The organism is Exiguobacterium abrahamii (assembly GCF_015645365.1).
In the GTDB taxonomy this organism is placed as follows: domain Bacteria; phylum Bacillota; class Bacilli; order Exiguobacteriales; family Exiguobacteriaceae; genus Exiguobacterium_A; species Exiguobacterium_A abrahamii.
In genome coordinates this window covers 1,072,027-1,087,197 of record NZ_JADOYC010000001.1, presented here as the reverse complement: position 1 = coordinate 1,087,197, position 15,171 = coordinate 1,072,027, and the positions used below count along the sequence as shown (strand labels likewise).

Annotated in this window: 11 protein-coding genes; 2 read left to right on the top strand and 9 right to left on the bottom strand. The window is 47.7% G+C overall.

Translation table 11 applies throughout. The features are described 5' to 3' along the window. Nucleotides 1–48: 48 nt before the first annotated feature. The 9 genes from ITJ88_RS05375 to gltB all read right to left on the bottom strand — a co-directional run bounded on the left by ITJ88_RS05375 (nt 49) and on the right by gltB (nt 13,310). On the bottom strand, nt 49–573 hold the full coding sequence (locus tag ITJ88_RS05375) for a TraR/DksA C4-type zinc finger protein (RefSeq protein ID WP_023468557.1): 525 nt from the start codon (nt 571–573) through the stop codon (nt 49–51). 68 nt (nt 574–641) lie between these two features. After that, nucleotides 642–1,439 carry a hypothetical protein gene (locus ITJ88_RS05370; protein WP_195864855.1) on the bottom strand — a complete coding sequence of 266 codons (798 nt, stop codon included), beginning with the start codon at nt 1,437–1,439 and terminating at the stop codon, nt 642–644. 238 nt (nt 1,440–1,677) lie between these two features. Beyond that, the gene (locus tag ITJ88_RS05365; protein ID WP_195864854.1) at nt 1,678–2,820 is read right to left on the bottom strand and encodes a mannitol-1-phosphate 5-dehydrogenase; all 1,143 of its coding nucleotides are present in this window, start codon (nt 2,818–2,820) and stop codon (nt 1,678–1,680) included. A 2-nt stretch (nt 2,821–2,822) separates the two neighbouring features. Then, complete coding sequence (locus ITJ88_RS05360; RefSeq protein ID WP_200934376.1) at nt 2,823–3,260, bottom strand: PTS mannitol transporter subunit IIA; 438 nt, start codon at nt 3,258–3,260, stop codon at nt 2,823–2,825. 34 nt (nt 3,261–3,294) lie between these two features. Continuing rightward, nucleotides 3,295–4,725, bottom strand: a complete 1,431-nt coding sequence (locus ITJ88_RS05355) for a PTS mannitol transporter subunit IIBC (protein ID WP_195864853.1) — start codon at nt 4,723–4,725, stop codon at nt 3,295–3,297. Between the two features lie 192 nt (nt 4,726–4,917). Next, nucleotides 4,918–6,930 (bottom strand): BglG family transcription antiterminator, encoded by a 2,013-nt coding sequence (locus ITJ88_RS05350; protein ID WP_195864852.1) that lies wholly within the window; start codon nt 6,928–6,930, stop codon nt 4,918–4,920. Then, nucleotides 6,923–7,216: a PTS sugar transporter subunit IIB gene (locus ITJ88_RS05345; protein ID WP_195864851.1), complete on the bottom strand. Its 294-nt coding sequence runs from the start codon at nt 7,214–7,216 to the stop codon at nt 6,923–6,925. The genes ITJ88_RS05350 and ITJ88_RS05345 overlap by 8 nt, the downstream gene beginning before the upstream one ends. Before the next feature lie 158 nt (nt 7,217–7,374). Further along, the gene (locus ITJ88_RS05340) at nt 7,375–8,841 is read right to left on the bottom strand and encodes a glutamate synthase subunit beta (RefSeq protein WP_195864850.1); all 1,467 of its coding nucleotides are present in this window, start codon (nt 8,839–8,841) and stop codon (nt 7,375–7,377) included. Continuing rightward, entirely contained in the window at nt 8,838–13,310 is a 4,473-nt protein-coding gene (gene gltB / locus ITJ88_RS05335; RefSeq protein ID WP_195864849.1) for a glutamate synthase large subunit, read from the bottom strand. Before gltB ends, ITJ88_RS05340 begins: the two co-directional genes overlap by 4 nt. A 294-nt stretch (nt 13,311–13,604) precedes the next feature. Here gltB and ITJ88_RS05330 point away from each other — a divergent pair, with 294 nt between their 5' ends. Next, the gene (locus ITJ88_RS05330) at nt 13,605–14,447 is read left to right on the top strand and encodes a transporter substrate-binding domain-containing protein (protein ID WP_058705360.1); all 843 of its coding nucleotides are present in this window, start codon (nt 13,605–13,607) and stop codon (nt 14,445–14,447) included. 2 nt (nt 14,448–14,449) lie between these two features. After that, complete coding sequence (locus ITJ88_RS05325) at nt 14,450–15,127, top strand: amino acid ABC transporter permease (RefSeq protein ID WP_195864848.1); 678 nt, start codon at nt 14,450–14,452, stop codon at nt 15,125–15,127. The last annotated feature ends 44 nt before the right edge of the window (nt 15,128–15,171 follow it).

Genomic DNA, 15,171 nt, shown 5'->3' with positions numbered 1-15,171 from the left:
TTTTTTTCGAGAAAAAAACATCTCCATTTTCGGGAGATGTTTTGCCGGTCAAGACCGTGTCGGGTCAATTCCGTCTTCTTGGTCAGACGGTGTATCGGAACTACCGAAATCACTTACTTTTGAGAATCCATCCGTATCACCGTCGATGTCTTTCCCGCGGGCAGTGACAGATGGATCCAGTACATCTTCTTCACTTGGTCGCGAATTCGGATCGTTCTCGTTTTGTTCTGCTTCTTCTTTTGCATGCTCGATACATAATAGCGTTTCCGGAATGATATCAAGACGTTCAATCTCAATCTCTTTTCCACAGACCTTACAAATGCCATACGTTCCGTCCTCGATCGCTTTTAGGGCACGATCCACATCAGAGAGCATATCCTCTTGCATATCCGTAATCGCTTGATCGCGTTCGCGCAAGAACAATTCATCGCCGGAATCGGCAGGATGATTATCGTAACTCGACAATTCACCTTCATCGTAATCCGTATCGCGTTGTTCGATGTTTGATGTCGTCTTTTCTTTTTCCTTTAATAATCGTTGCTTGAATTCTTCCGTCTGTTGTTTAGATAACATGATTGTTCGACTCCCCTTCGTTAGAACCTCTGTTAAGAATGTAGCCTATTCGAAGAAGAGTTAAACCATCACGAACACTTATAAGAACGAATTGATCCATGAAGATCACAGATGACCGTCATGCATTCATTCCCATCGTTAAAACAAATCTGATGTGATCGTCCGTTCTTGGATGTCGTGATGTCATCGATCCACAGTTGCGAAGCATCTGCCGAAGACAGCATCGCGATTTTGTCACGAATCAAGAATAAGTCAAACGGTAACAGATTCAAGGATTGAATCGTCAACCCATGTTTACGGAAAAGTGGATCAAGCTGGTATTGCGAAAGACTATACAAACACTTCTCGGCCCCACCGATCAACAACTGAATCGAATGTGACGGTTCATGACTATCGATTCGCTCCTTATGCAGGATGATTCGCCCTCGAACTCCAGACTCATTGAATATTCGTTGCGTATCCTCTTGTGACAGTCGTGGTCCACCTTCCTTGACCTTTAAGACGATGTGGGCGAATTCCGCGAAATCCGGTTTTCCGATTTCAAGCGCTGGGATATGACGGACTTCTTCACGTTCAATGATTTCAATCAAGTCACGTTCTACTTTGACACTGACCGTATCTGTTGAAAAGACACGGACGTCGATCACAAATTGATCAAGTACCGCATTTACTTCGATCGTGTACGTCAAATCAAGGTTTTTTTCTTGTTCAACCAACAAACGATTCAAGATGAGTTGATGCAATAAATGGACTGGTGTACGTGAAGAAAACTGACTTGAATAAATCAAATGTTTTGGTCCGGTTCCTTTCGTTACTTTTGGTCGTGCTCCGTTTAATCTATATACGTTCACTTTATAATTCAACATATGATCACCTTCTCTTACCTGAAAAATCGGAATAGAGATGTTCCGTTCATATAGCGTACAATGTATTTTAATCTTTAAATATTCGTTTTCGAATATTCCAAATTGAATATACAAATTGTAATCAAATTGTGATAAAAGATTTATAAAAACTGATTATTTCGATGACGATGCACTATATGTTATTCGATATACAAAAACACCCTTCACGTGATGTGAAGGGTGGTAAGCACACTTATGATTAAGCAATTGAATTGACTTGTTGTTGCATTGCTTCATAATGTTCGATGATTCGAGATCCAAGTGGATCCGTTGCTGAAAGTTTTAGATATGTGTTTAACGCATCTTTAATTCCATGTTTCGTAATATATGCATTTAATTCAGAAGATTCTGAATCATTTGGATCGAAATAGGTCAGGGCTGCTGCGATCCCGCGCGCTAATCCATCTGCTTCAATCCCACGCTCCATCAATTCCTTCGCTGGTTTGACGAGTCGATCACTTGGACTCAGTTTACGAATCGGTGAACGAGCGACACGAATGATTTCATCATGAATTCGCGGGTTTTCAAAGCGCTTCATATTCTTTTGGATATATGCACTATGGTCGACCGGGTTAAAGCCGTACTTTTCAAGTAACAACCACCCTGTTTCGTAAAGTGCTGTCTGGACTCCCCGACGAATACGAGGATCCGTTAGACTTTCAGCAATCGTCTCTTTACGGAACAGTGCTCCAAGGTACGAAGCGATCGCATGTCCCGTGTTGACGGTGAATAGTTTTCGCTCGATGAACGGTTCGATATTTTCAACATACGTAACACCTTCGATCCGTGGATAGGCTTCCGGTAGTCCAGTCGTCTCGATCACCCATTCAAAGAATTCTTCCACTTCGACGTACAACGGGTCTACGTGATGTTGAAGCGGTACGATCCGGTCAACCGCTGCATTCGGGAAATACCAGTTCTCCGCTACCGTCTGATGTTTCGCTACCTCTGCTTGCAAGTGTTTTGACCCGCCGATCATGTTCTCACACGCAATGACGTAGACAGGTGTCTGTTGATCACGTTGACGTAACCCTTCCGCGATCAAAGGAGCTACTTTCGACAACAAGCTCGGACCGACAGCCGTTGTAATCACATCTGCATCGCGAATCGCTGCAATGACTTGATCCGGTTCAGACAAACTGTTGAGCGCCGTTACGCCGTCGACCCGTTCACGTCCCCCTTGTTCAGAGGCATAACCGACCTCATAGGTATGTCGTGCTTTTAATGCATCGACGACCGTCGTATTGACATCTACGAAACAGACTTCGTAACCCGTCTTGACGAGTTGTAAGCCGATGAACCCACGTCCGATATTACCGGCACCAAAATGGATGGCTTTCATGGTTACACCTCCGCTGTCAATAAGGCGATGATTTCTTCTTTTGACGTCGCTGCCACGATACGCTCGACGTTCTCCTCGTCGGAGCAAATGACCGCGATATTCGATAGCAACTCGAGGTGTTCGTCCCCGACGCCGGCGATGCCGATGACGAGTCGTGCTTGTTCCGTTCCGAACGCTACGCCTTGCGGTACTTGTAGAATCGATAGTCCTGTTTTCTTGACCTGTGATTTAGCTGACTCTGTTCCGTGTGGAATCGCGACATGGTTGCCGATGTAGACCGTTGATAGAGCATGACGCTCCTGCATTGAATCGATATAACCCGCTTCGACATATCCGTGATCGACGAGGAGTTGACCGGCAGCCGTAATGGCTGCCGTCTCGTCTGCGAATTGTTGGTCCAGTAATACAAGTTCCGGTGAAAGGTTCATTGTCGTTGTCATGTTTATTCCTCCTTGAATATCTCTATCTTTATTTTTAAGAAATCTTATTCCGTGCTGTTTCGATCTCATGGACAAGTTGATCATAATATCCGGCATTCAGGAAATTATCGACTGATCGATGTTCTGCCGTTGGGACCTGCTCCATCGCCCGCTCCGTCAAATCACGATGCGTGATGATCAGTTCAGCGTTTTGCGGCAATTGACTGATCGACGTATTCGTTACCTTGATCGGTAAGCCCGCTTTGTTGATTTTATTGCGAAGGACGGATGCCCCCATCGCACTCGATCCCATACCAGCGTCACAAGCGAAAATGATATGTTCGACTTCCGCAAGTGGTTTAGCATCAGCTGAAACGAGTGTCGAGGCAATCGATTGTTTGCCTTTCATCGCACTGACGTTGGCGCTTGCTTCTTCAAGTGATGTCTCTTTTGCTTTGCTTGTTTTCAATAAGACAGTCGAGACAACGAAGGTCACAGATGCTGAAACAAGGACACCGGCGATCAATCCGACGTAAGAGCCGCGGGATGCCATCGCAAGGACAGCGATGATACTACCTGGTGAAGCAGGTGCAACTAAACCGACATCAAATAGGACGAATGTGAGGATCCCACTCATACCACCTGCGATCATCGCAAGCAATAAGACCGGCTTCATCAAGACATATGGGAAGTAAATTTCGTGAATCCCACCGATGAACTGAATGAACGCGGCACCCGGTGCTGTTTTCTTCGCTGCACCAGAACCGAAGAACGAGTAAGCGAGTAACAATCCGAGACCCGGACCTGGGTTGGCTTCGAGTAGGAACAGTACCGATTTTCCTGCTTCATTCACTTGATCGAGACCCAGTGGGCTTAAGATGCCGTGGTTGATGGCGTTATTTAAGAATAAAATTTTCGCTGGTTCGATGAACAAACTAGCAAGCGGTAATAAGTGAGCACTGACGATCGCACCAACTGCTGCAGCCATGATGTCGTCAAGACCTGTCATGAGTGGTCCGAATAACTTGAACCCACCGAGCATCAACAAACCGCCAATGATTCCGACCGAGAAATTGTTGACGAGCATCTCGAGACCCGGTTTGACTTTTCCTTCGATCAACTGATCGAACTTTTTGATGACGTATCCGCCAAGTGGTCCCATGATCATGGCACCGAGGAACATCGGAATCTCTGTTCCGACGATGACCCCCATCGTCGCGAGCGTCCCGACGACGCCCCCTCTGACGTCATGCATTAATTTCCCGCCCGTGTATCCGATCAGCAACGGTAAGAGATAGGTGATCGTCGGACCGACGAGTTCACCGAGTTCCTTATTTGGTGCCCATCCAGTTGGGATGAACAGTGCCGTGATGATCCCCCAGGCGATAAATGCACCGATGTTCGGCATGACCATACCGCTTAAAAAGCTTCCGAACCGTTGAACTTGTACACGGATGCCCCGTGCTCCATTTTGAGCTGTCGCCATTGCGTTAGCCTCCATTTCGTGTATGAGTTGATAAGATGATTGCTTTGCTATGCCCTTATTGTAAAAGCATTGCAAGCGCTTACTCAATCTTTCCTAGTTCAGTCTTTGTCCAAGAAGTTGGACAGACTGGAAAGAAGCCTGCTTGACGTGAAAAAATCCCTGTCACTTCAGGAATGGAGTGACAGGGATTTTTCAAGTGTGACCTAGGAATTGATCAATGACCGTTCGAAACGTTCGATTCAAAAGCAGACGTATCGTCTGTTCCTCCCCGAACTCGAATTGATCCATTTGTTCGGGACTCTCGATGATCGCAGCACTGATCGAACTGAGTAATTCAAGTAGTTCATTCGAGGTCTCTTCCGGTGCGACCAAGACGAGGAGTCGTTCGACGGATTGTAACTGTTGATCCATCCCGAGTAAGTCGATCGGTTCAGGTAATTCAAAGATGAGAAATCCTCCTCGTTGAATCGTCGCATCGCGTCCGTGAAATAGCGCAAGCCGTGTTCCCGGAATACCGAGTCCTGACATCTCATGACGACGTAGCAATTGTCCAGAGAGCGAAATAGCTGATTTCGCTAATCCTTGCTCGACCATACGTGTACTGATTTCAAACAAGAGCGATTCAATCCCATCTCCCACCCGCTCTAACCGTTCCATTCGAAATCCGTCCGATACTTGAATGGACGATGCAACGAGCCGATGCAATTGCTCAAGATCGAGCCATTCCGTTTTCGTCTGCCGTGGTGCCGGTTGAAAGGATTTAGGCAAGGCGAGAATTAATTTCCGAATCCGTTCGACCTCATCCTGAGGAAGCAACGGGTTGACGAGAAGATGTGGTGGGCGAATGTCAGGCAACGGCACAGTCGACAAAACGAAGTCGTACGAGTCGATTGGTAACCGTTCGATGCCAAACAGGGACGAGTTATCGATGTGCTCGAGTTCAGCGAATTCTTGCCGTAACCGGTTCATCAACAACTTCGAGGAACCGAGTCCAGCAGAGCAGACGACTAGAACACGATACGGGAGTTTTGGTGTCGGTTTGCTGAGAACGGCACCGAAATGCATGACCCAAAATGCTAAATCTACGTCTTCAAATGTCGCATCGGTGAAGATCGACAGTGCTGCTTGTTTGACCGCATCAAACAAGCGCGGATATTCCCGTTCGATCTGTTTGATGACATAGGACGGATTGACGCTATTTTGACGGGTGTACGATTGAATATGCGAGACGAGTCCGCGTTCTAGCGCATGATCCTTCGTAAAGTTCGTTCCATATAGTAAGGAGACATGCTCAATCAATCGTTTTACACGAAGGCGCGTGACGAGTTCTTCCGTATCTCCTGCGTCCGATTGAAAGAAAGCACGCAATTCTTCTGATAACCATTGGCGTTCAGCAATCGACAACGTGTCAGGTAATCGCTCTTCGACGCGTTCCACCCATTTGAGGATTTCGACCGGATACGCTTTTAACTCGTAACGCATCGGAAACTGATCTTTGCGTAACGCTTGTAAAGCTAAGCTGAGTGTCGCACGCATGATTTGTCGGTCATTGAGACGCCCTTCTTTCGTCAATGGCGCTATGACCGCGTACGCTTGATTGATCATCTCAAGCCAGGATGTTCGATTCATGCGTAACAGATGAGGTAATTGCTCGGCGTCGCCTTGTAACAAGCGATAGAAAGCGAGAACATCCCATTGCGTAAAGATCAATGAAATCAGTAAACGGCGTTTGTTGATTTCTTCGCCGATGACTTCGGCACCAATCCCTTTTTTGCGCTTGATTTCAAGGTCATATTGTAGAAACCACTCATCAATCCGCTCTAAATCCTGGCTAACCGTGCTCGGAGCTACATACATCGCATGGGCGATTGCCTGTAATTTGACCATCCCTTCTTCTTGTAGTAGCCGATACGCTAGCTCGACTTGGCGATCTTCAGCGTTCGGTAATTGTTTATGTGACAACAAGAGTTGGTCCCGTAATGCATGTTTGGCTTCGTCCGTTCCTTCAATTAAGAGACCTCTTCCGCGGACATAGGTCAAACGCAAATCATGATCTTCTAAAGATTGGGCAAGACGATCGCGTTCACGTTGAATCGTTCGTTCCGATGTCTCGAGCGTTTCCGCAATCTCTTGTATTTGAACAGGTTCCTCGCGTGATAAGAGAAAAAATAAGATATCATGTTCACGTGGTGTAAATTCAGTCATGCAGCCTCACTCTTTTCTGCCAAGATTCGAGGATGACGTCATATGCAGTCGGATCAAGAATCCGATCGACTGGATGAACAGAACAATGTGTTTTCCATACGTGTCGATGGACGAGTTGCGTTTCTCCGACGACAAAAGTTGCTTGATCAGGTAGTTCTGCGATCCGACATGTCTTGACGTCTGTCGTAATACCGCACTCAAGTAAGCGCTTTCTTAAAATCGTAGCCCCCATGATACTACTCGCCATTCCACTCTCGCATACGAAATAGATGATTTCTGGATTCATCTGTCATACCTCCTCTTCATTTTATAAGAATAGCAGAAATATTTTCGGTGTTTCACCTTGAAACAAAATCAATAGTTATTTTTGAACTGGCAGATTTCTTTGCCAAACACAAAAAAGCCTGGATTTCTGATGATGCTAGAAAATCCAGACCATGTGATTTAGCCGGTTTGTTGCATTGCTTTTAAATAGTGTCCGACGGCTTCCGCCACTTCACGACCCTCGCGAATCGCCCAGACGATCAGTGATTGACCCCGTCTTGCGTCACCTGCGGCAAATACGCCTGGTCGGTTCGTCGCGTAACGCGTCGTCTTGATTTTCCCGCGTTCCGAGGCGACCGCTAAATGTTCGAGTACATTCTCTTCGACACCACTGAATCCAATGGCAATCCAGACTTGATCGACCGGGAAGTAACGATCGCTCCCTTCGATCTCCTCGAAGATCACTGCTCCCGATTCATTTTTTGTTTTCGTCGTCTGAATCGTCCAGACACCCGTGACTTGCCCGGATTCACTTGTCGTAAAGCGCTTGATGGCGATCAAATATTCACGAGGATCCCGACCGAATTGTTGCAATGCTTCTGCGTACCCATAATCGATGGAGTAAAGTGACGGTGTATCCGGCCACATGTTTCCTGTCGCACGCGTCGTACCCGGTTGTTCATGTTTACCGAATTGGACGACGGAGCGACAGCGTTGACGGAGTGCTGTTGCCACACAGTCCGCTCCGGTATCGCCTCCACCGATGACGAGAATATCTTTATCTTTTGCGTCATGATCAGCAGACAACGGTTCTTGCGAGAGCACGTGACGTGTCACCCCTGTCAAATAATCCATCGCATAACCAACTCCACGCGTTGGCGCTTCCGTTAATTTGCGCGGTTCCGTCGCGCCGACACATAAGATGACGGCGTCATACTCCGCTTCAAGTGTCTCGAGAGTGATATCTGCGCCAATCGTGACGTTCGTCCGGAAGTGGATCCCTTCCGCTTCCAGCAAATCAACACGGCGCTGTACGACCTCTTTATCGAGTTTCATGGCTGGTATACCGTACGTGAGTAATCCGCCAATCCGATCTTCCCGCTCAAAGACCGTCACTTGGTGACCGGCTTGATTCAGCTGATCGGCAGCCGCAAGACCGGCAGGACCAGATCCAACGATGGCAATCGAACGTGTCGATCGTATTGCTGGAATTCGGGGCACGACCCATCCTTTTTCAAAGCCGATGTCGATGATCGTCCGTTCGATATCTTTGATCGCGACCGCAGGTTCATGAATCGACAACGTACACGATCCTTCACATGGCGCTGGGCAGACGCGACCCGTGAATTCTGGAAAATTGTTCGTCTCAAGAAGGCGATCGAGTGCCTCTTGAAAACGTCCTTCTTCTACGAGCAAGTTCCATTCTGGAATCAAGTTATAGACTGGACAACCAATCTTCACTTGATCAAATACTTCCCCTACATGGCAAAACGGAGTGCCACAATCCATACATCGACTGGCTTGTTGACTCGCTTCTGCTTCTGTCAAAGCCGTCTTATATTCCTTAAAATCACCCACCCGTTCGCTTGGATGTCGTTCCGTCCCACCCGAACGAGCAACTGTCATGAATTGATCGCGTCGTTTCATCGTACCCCTCCTGTTCTGCGCCCTAGATGTGTCTCAAATGCGAGCAACATCGCTTCTTCGGTGTTGTGTCCTTGTTTAGCGAAATCAGCCATCAACGTCGTCACTTTCTCATACGTCGAAGGAATGACGCGGATGAACGAATGAATGACATGATCCCAGTTCGCTAGAATCGCATCGCCCTGCTCACTTCCGGTCCGTGCGACGTGACGTTCGATGAACGTCTTCAGTCGCGCAATCTCTTCGACATGCGTGACAGGTCCTGTCGAAACGAGTTCGCGGTTGACGCGCTGTAAAAATTGTTCAGGATGACGCGGTAAGACATAGGCGACACCACCTGACATACCGGCTGCAAAGTTTTTTCCGACATCGCCGAGGACGACGACGGATCCACCGGTCATATACTCGAGTCCATGGTTGCCGATTCCTTCGACGACGGCGACGGCTCCACTGTTTCGAACCGCAAATCGCTCACCTGCCTGACCGTTGACATAGAGTTCTCCACTTGTCGCCCCGTAAAGTGCGACGTTACCGATGATCGACTGATCGGACGAGACGAACGAAATCGAACGTGGAGGATGAACGGCGATGATACCTCCGGATAATCCTTTCCCGACGTAATCATTCGCTTCTCCCGTGACATCAAGCGTTACGCCACGTGGTAAATAAGCGCCTAAACTTTGTCCGGCAGATCCATTCAGTTCGAGTTTCAATCGATCCGTCGGCAGACCAAGAGCCCCAAACCGTCTTGTCAGCATGGCACCGGTCTGTGTTCCGATCGCACGGTCTGTATTTTGAATCGTTAAACGTAGTGTCTGAGGCTGACTGAAATCTGCCGCCTCCAAATACGGCGAGATTTCACGGGCATCGAAGGAACGCTCGACATGATGCTGTTGTTGTTCAGCCGGACCGTGTGTCACATGGACGAGGAGACGCGAAAAATCAAGACTCTTCGCTTTCCAATGCGTCCGTTGTCGCTCTGACGGTTCGAGTAAATCCGTCCGCCCTACGAGATCCTGCAACCGTCTTACACCGAGTTTCGCTAAATGTTCTCGTACTTCCTCAGCGATGAACGTCATGAAATGGACGACGTCATCGGCAGATCCCGTGAATTTCTTACGGAGCTCTGGATCTTGCGTCGCGACACCAACAGGACACGTATCGAGATGACACGCACGCATCATGATGCATCCGACGGCAATGAGTGGCGCAGTCGCAAACCCATACTCATTTGCTCCGAGCATCGCTGCGAGGATGACGTCGCGACCGGTCAAGAGTTTTCCGTCGGTTTCAAGGACGACACGCTCGCGCAACCCGTTTAATGTCAACGTTTGGTGCGTCTCAGCAAGACCAAGCTCCCATGGCAGTCCGGCATGTTGAATACTCGTCTTCGGCGAGGCACCCGTGCCGCCGTCATGACCACTGATGACGATAACGTCCGCAAGCCCCTTTGCAACTCCAGCCGCGATCGTCCCAACGCCACCTTTTGCGACAAGTTTGACGCTAATCCGGGCTTGATCGTTCGCGCGTTTTAAGTCATGAATCAACTGCGCCAAATCTTCAATCGAATAGATATCATGGTGTGGAGGAGGGGAAATCAATCCAACACCCGGTGTCGATGCACGCACACGCGCAATCCACGGATAGACTTTTTCACCAGGTAATTGACCGCCTTCACCGGGCTTCGCACCTTGTGCCACCTTGATTTGTAATTCGTCCGCGTGAACGAGGTAATGACTCGTCACTCCAAAACGACCAGAAGCGATCTGTTTGATCCGACTCATCCGGAAGTCACCATTTTCATCCCGTTCGTATCGTTCCTCCTCTTCACCGCCTTCACCACTGTTACTCTTACCACCTAAGCGGTTCATCGCGATCGCAAGCGTCTCGTGCGCTTCTTTTGATAACGAGCCGTAGGACATCGCACCCGTCTTAAAGTATTTGACGATTTCGCTGACAGGCTCAACTTCTTCAATTGGGATCGCCGTCGTCTCCTTGAACGTCAACAGATGTCGTAGCACCGTTGCCGGTTCCTCCTGAATGCGTTGAGCGTACTTTTGATAGAGCCGGTAATCATTCGTCCGGCATGCATGTTGCAACAAATGAATCGTCGCCGGATTAAAGGCGTGATGTTCTCCTGCTTGACGGTACCGGAAGACACTGCCGGACTCTAAATGAATCCGTTCATCTGCAACCTGTTGTGCCCGTCGGACTTCTTCTTCCATCAGTTCAAGCGTCATCCCGCTCAATTGAGAGACCGTACCAGTGAAGTGCTGCTCGATGACGGAACGAGCGATTCCGACTGCTTCAAAGATTTGCGCCCCCCGGTAGCTGAAGACCGTCGAAATGCCCATCTTCGACATGACTTTGACGACGCCTTCCGTGACTGCTTTTTGGTAACGTTTGTCGACGTCCGTAAAACGATCGCCTACCGCTTCTTCAAGCGTCGCATATGCCAGGTACGGATAAATCGCATCCGCACCGTATCCGAGCAACGTCGCGACATGATGGACTTCACGAATCTCTCCCCCTTCAACGATCAAGCTGAGATTTGTACGTAATCCCTTACGGATCAACGCATGATGAATCGCACTCGTCACTAAGAGGATGGGCATCGGCAATGTGCCGGGACGTACGAGACGATCCGATAATGTCAATAATTCATACCCGTTTCGTGCAGCGGTCACAGCCTCATCAACGATCATGTCAAGCGCTTCTGCAAGCGAGTCGGTGAACGTCGTCGAAATCGTTTTTTGCTTAAGCCCACTTTGTTTAAGCGCATGGGCTTCGTCTGGTCGCAGAATCGGTGTCTCTAAGCGAACACGACGACAGTTCGCGCGGTTCGGCGTCAACAGCTCCCCTTGTCGACCAAGCCATGTCAGCGTCGAGGTGACGATCTCTTCGCGTAACGCGTCAATCGGTGGATTCGTGACTTGTGCGAACAGCTGTTTAAAATAACGGAACAACGATTGGGGGCGTTCACTTAAGACCGCTAGCGGTATATCTGTTCCCATCGCACCTAACGGATCCTTTTGTTCTTCAATGAGGGGGATCAAGTATTGATCGATATCTTCACGCGTGTATCCAAAATGCCGTTGTTTCGTTCCCAGTTCAACGAGTGTCTCCTTGAAGTCGTTACTTGAGAGGGACACGACTTCTTGAGCGAGCCACTCCGCGTAAGGATGCCGTGTCGCGAGTTCCCGTTTGATCTCTTCGTCTGCAATCAACTGACCGGACGCAAAGTCGAGTAAAAGCAGTTCACCCGGTGCCAATCGTTTTTTGTACAGAATGTCTTGTTCACGAAGAGGAAGTACACCTGCTTCTGACGACAACATGAAGTGTCCGTCGCGTAACAGCACATATCGCGCTGGGCGTAAACCGTTTCGATCGAGCGTCGCACCAATCTGCTTCCCGTTCGTAAAGACGATGGCAGACGGACCATCCCATGGTTCCATCATGCTACTGTGGTACTCATAATACGCGCGCTTCGCCGGTCTGATCTCAGCATGTTCGAATGGTTCCGGTACGAGCATCAGTGCTGTCTCAGCGAGCGAGAGTCCGGACAGATGAAGAAACTCAAACGCATTATCAAGCATCGACGAGTCACTACCTGTCTCATCTAGAATTGGTAACACTTCCTCTGCCCGATTACCATACGTCGTCTCAGCAAGTCGACGTTCTCGACCGCGCATCGCCCGAATATTTCCTTGCAACGTATTGATTTCGCCGTTGTGAATCAAATAACGGTTTGGATGGGCACGTTTCCAACTTGGGAACGTATTCGTACTAAAACGCGAATGCACGATACCAAATCCTGATTGATAACGCTCGTCTCGTAAGTCATCGAAGTACGCGCGCAATTGATCCGTCGTCACGAGTCCTTTGTAAACGATTGTTTCACTCGAGCTACTCAAGACGTATTGTTCAAGACCGAGTTGCTCCGATTCACGTTCAAATGCGCGACGAATCAAAAAGAGTGTTCGTTCAAATGTCAATCCTTCCATCGCCTGTGCACCAATGAAACATTGACGAATGACTGGCTCCGTGCGGCGGGCACCCGACCCAAGCACTTCGGACTGAACAGGTACGGTACGCCATCCTAAGACGTCTTGACCTTCCGTCAAAATGATGGACTCTAACGTTCGTTCGAGTCGCATCCGTTCCCGTTCCTCACGTGGTAAGAACATCATGAAAACGCCATAATCCCCTTTTTTCGGGAAGGAAATGTGACGAACCGTTTCACGAAATAAACGATCTGGTAATTGCGTTAAAATACCCGCCCCGTCTCCGGTCTTCGCATCGCTTCCTTGTCCACCACGGTGTTCCATTTGACAAAGCATGGCCAATGCATGTTCAACGATTTCATGACTCGCTCGTCCTGTTTGATGTGCGTAAACGCCGATCCCGCACGCATCATGTTCCATACGAGGGTCGTATAATCCCTGCTGTTCAGGGTATTGATGAAATGTCATAGTAGCACTCTCCTTGCCTTCTTAATTTTCTGTATATTCAGTTAAATTATACTTTACACCCTTTTATGTTTATTCGCTACTATGCATAATCACCATTTTGTTCAACCTTTGAAGGTAGAATTACCATATATCAACATTGATAACGCTTACATAAACTTGGATATTCATTCAATATTTTTTTTGGTTGAATTCTACACTTTGTGCGCGTATTACTTTGCCCGAACATATGATTCCGTGGTATTTTTAACTATGAAAAGAGTTATTGATCTTTGAAATAAAGAGAGGAATAATACAATGAAAAAAACAATGCAATTTACGGGTCTCTTGATCGCAGGAAGCTCGATCTTATTAAGCGCATGTGGTCAGCAAGAGGAGAAGGCAACCGCATATGACAAGATTCAAAAAGAAGGAACGATCGTCGTCGCGACGGCCGGTACACTTTATCCGACATCTTATCATGAAGAGAAAAACAATAAGTTGACTGGATTTGATGTCGAAGTCGTCAAAGAAGTAGCAAAACGTCTTGATTTGAAAGTGAAATTCAAAGAGATGTCATTTGACGGTATGTTGACAAGCGTTAATACGGGTCAAGTTGACCTTGCCGCTAACGACATTACGATCACCGATGATCGTAAAGAAAAATTCGCGTTCTCAAAACCATATAAATATACGTATGGTACGGCAATCGTCCGTAAAAGTGATTTGTCAGGCATCAAGTCTCTTGAAGACTTGAAAGGGAAAAAAGCTGCCGGAGAAGCTACAACGACATATATGCAGATTGCTAAAAAATACGGTGCAAAAGAAGTCACGTACGATAACGCGACGAACGATCAGTATCTACGAGATGTCTCAAATGGTCGAACAGACGTCATCTTGAATGATTACTACTTGCAAACACTCGCTGTCGATTTCTTCAAGGACTTCGATATTACGATTCATCCTGATATCGCTTATAATCCAAGTCAAGTTGGTTTAATCATGGATTTAGATAACAAGGAACTTCAATCCAACATTAACGAACAACTCGATAAAATGAAGGAAGATGGCACGTTAAAGGAAATTTCGAAGCAATTCTATGCCGGAAAAGATGTTTCCCAAATGCCTGACGTCAAAACGACGATCGTCGATGTGAATTAACGATGTCTTCGATTGATTGGCGGTCCGTCTTCAATCCGGAATTGGCGGTCGAATCGTTTCCTTATATTTTGAGTGGACTGGGACAGACGCTATGGATTTCCTTGCTCAGCATGGCCATTGGTCTCGGAATCGGGTTAATCCTTGCCCTTTGCCGTCTGTCTCGTTTTCGAGTATTGCGTATTGGAGCGAGCGCCTACATCTCGTTCATGCGAGGTGTGCCGATTCTCGTGTTGCTGTTCATGTTGTATTTTGGTCTGCCGGTCATCAATATTCAACTTGACGCGTTAACAGCAGCCATCACCGGTTTTAGTTTGAACAGTGCCGCGTACATGGCGGAGATCATTCGTTCCTCCTTGTTGTCGATTGATCGTGGTCAAGAAGAGGCGGCAGCGTCACTCGGTTTATCCAAGTATCGTACGTTTGTTGGTATCATTTTGCCACAAGCAATCCGGATTGCCATCCCACCACTCTCAAACGTTTTGCTTGATCTGGTTAAAGCTTCATCGCTTGCTGCCATGATTACAGTTCCCGAGATTTTTCAAAAAGCAAAAATTGTCGGTGGGCGCGAATTCGATTATATGACCGTTTATTTTGTCGTTGCGTTCATTTACTGGGGAATCTGTTCTTGTATCGCAGTCATTCAAGAGGTTCTCGAACGTCGTTTTGCGCGGTATCTGTGATTCATTGATATACAGTTATACAAACGGCGATGGACTATGTCCAT

Excerpts from the sequence above, each read along its gene's own strand:
- ITJ88_RS05375 (WP_023468557.1), bottom strand. The coding sequence starts at position 573 with ATGTTATCTAAACAACAGACGGAAGAATTCAAGCAACGATTATTAAAG.
- ITJ88_RS05370 (WP_195864855.1), bottom strand. The coding sequence starts at position 1,439 with ATGTTGAATTATAAAGTGAACGTATATAGATTAAACGGAGCACGACCA.
- ITJ88_RS05365 (WP_195864854.1), bottom strand. The coding sequence starts at position 2,820 with ATGAAAGCCATCCATTTTGGTGCCGGTAATATCGGACGTGGGTTCATC.
- ITJ88_RS05360 (WP_200934376.1), bottom strand. The coding sequence starts at position 3,260 with ATGACAACGACAATGAACCTTTCACCGGAACTTGTATTACTGGACCAA.
- ITJ88_RS05355 (WP_195864853.1), bottom strand. The coding sequence starts at position 4,725 with ATGGCGACAGCTCAAAATGGAGCACGGGGCATCCGTGTACAAGTTCAA.
- ITJ88_RS05350 (WP_195864852.1), bottom strand. The coding sequence starts at position 6,930 with ATGACTGAATTTACACCACGTGAACATGATATCTTATTTTTTCTCTTA.
- ITJ88_RS05345 (WP_195864851.1), bottom strand. The coding sequence starts at position 7,216 with ATGAATCCAGAAATCATCTATTTCGTATGCGAGAGTGGAATGGCGAGT.
- ITJ88_RS05340 (WP_195864850.1), bottom strand. The coding sequence starts at position 8,841 with ATGAAACGACGCGATCAATTCATGACAGTTGCTCGTTCGGGTGGGACG.
- gltB (WP_195864849.1), bottom strand. The coding sequence starts at position 13,310 with ATGACATTTCATCAATACCCTGAACAGCAGGGATTATACGACCCTCGT.
- ITJ88_RS05330 (WP_058705360.1), top strand. The coding sequence starts at position 13,605 with ATGAAAAAAACAATGCAATTTACGGGTCTCTTGATCGCAGGAAGCTCG.
- ITJ88_RS05325 (WP_195864848.1), top strand. The coding sequence starts at position 14,450 with ATGTCTTCGATTGATTGGCGGTCCGTCTTCAATCCGGAATTGGCGGTC.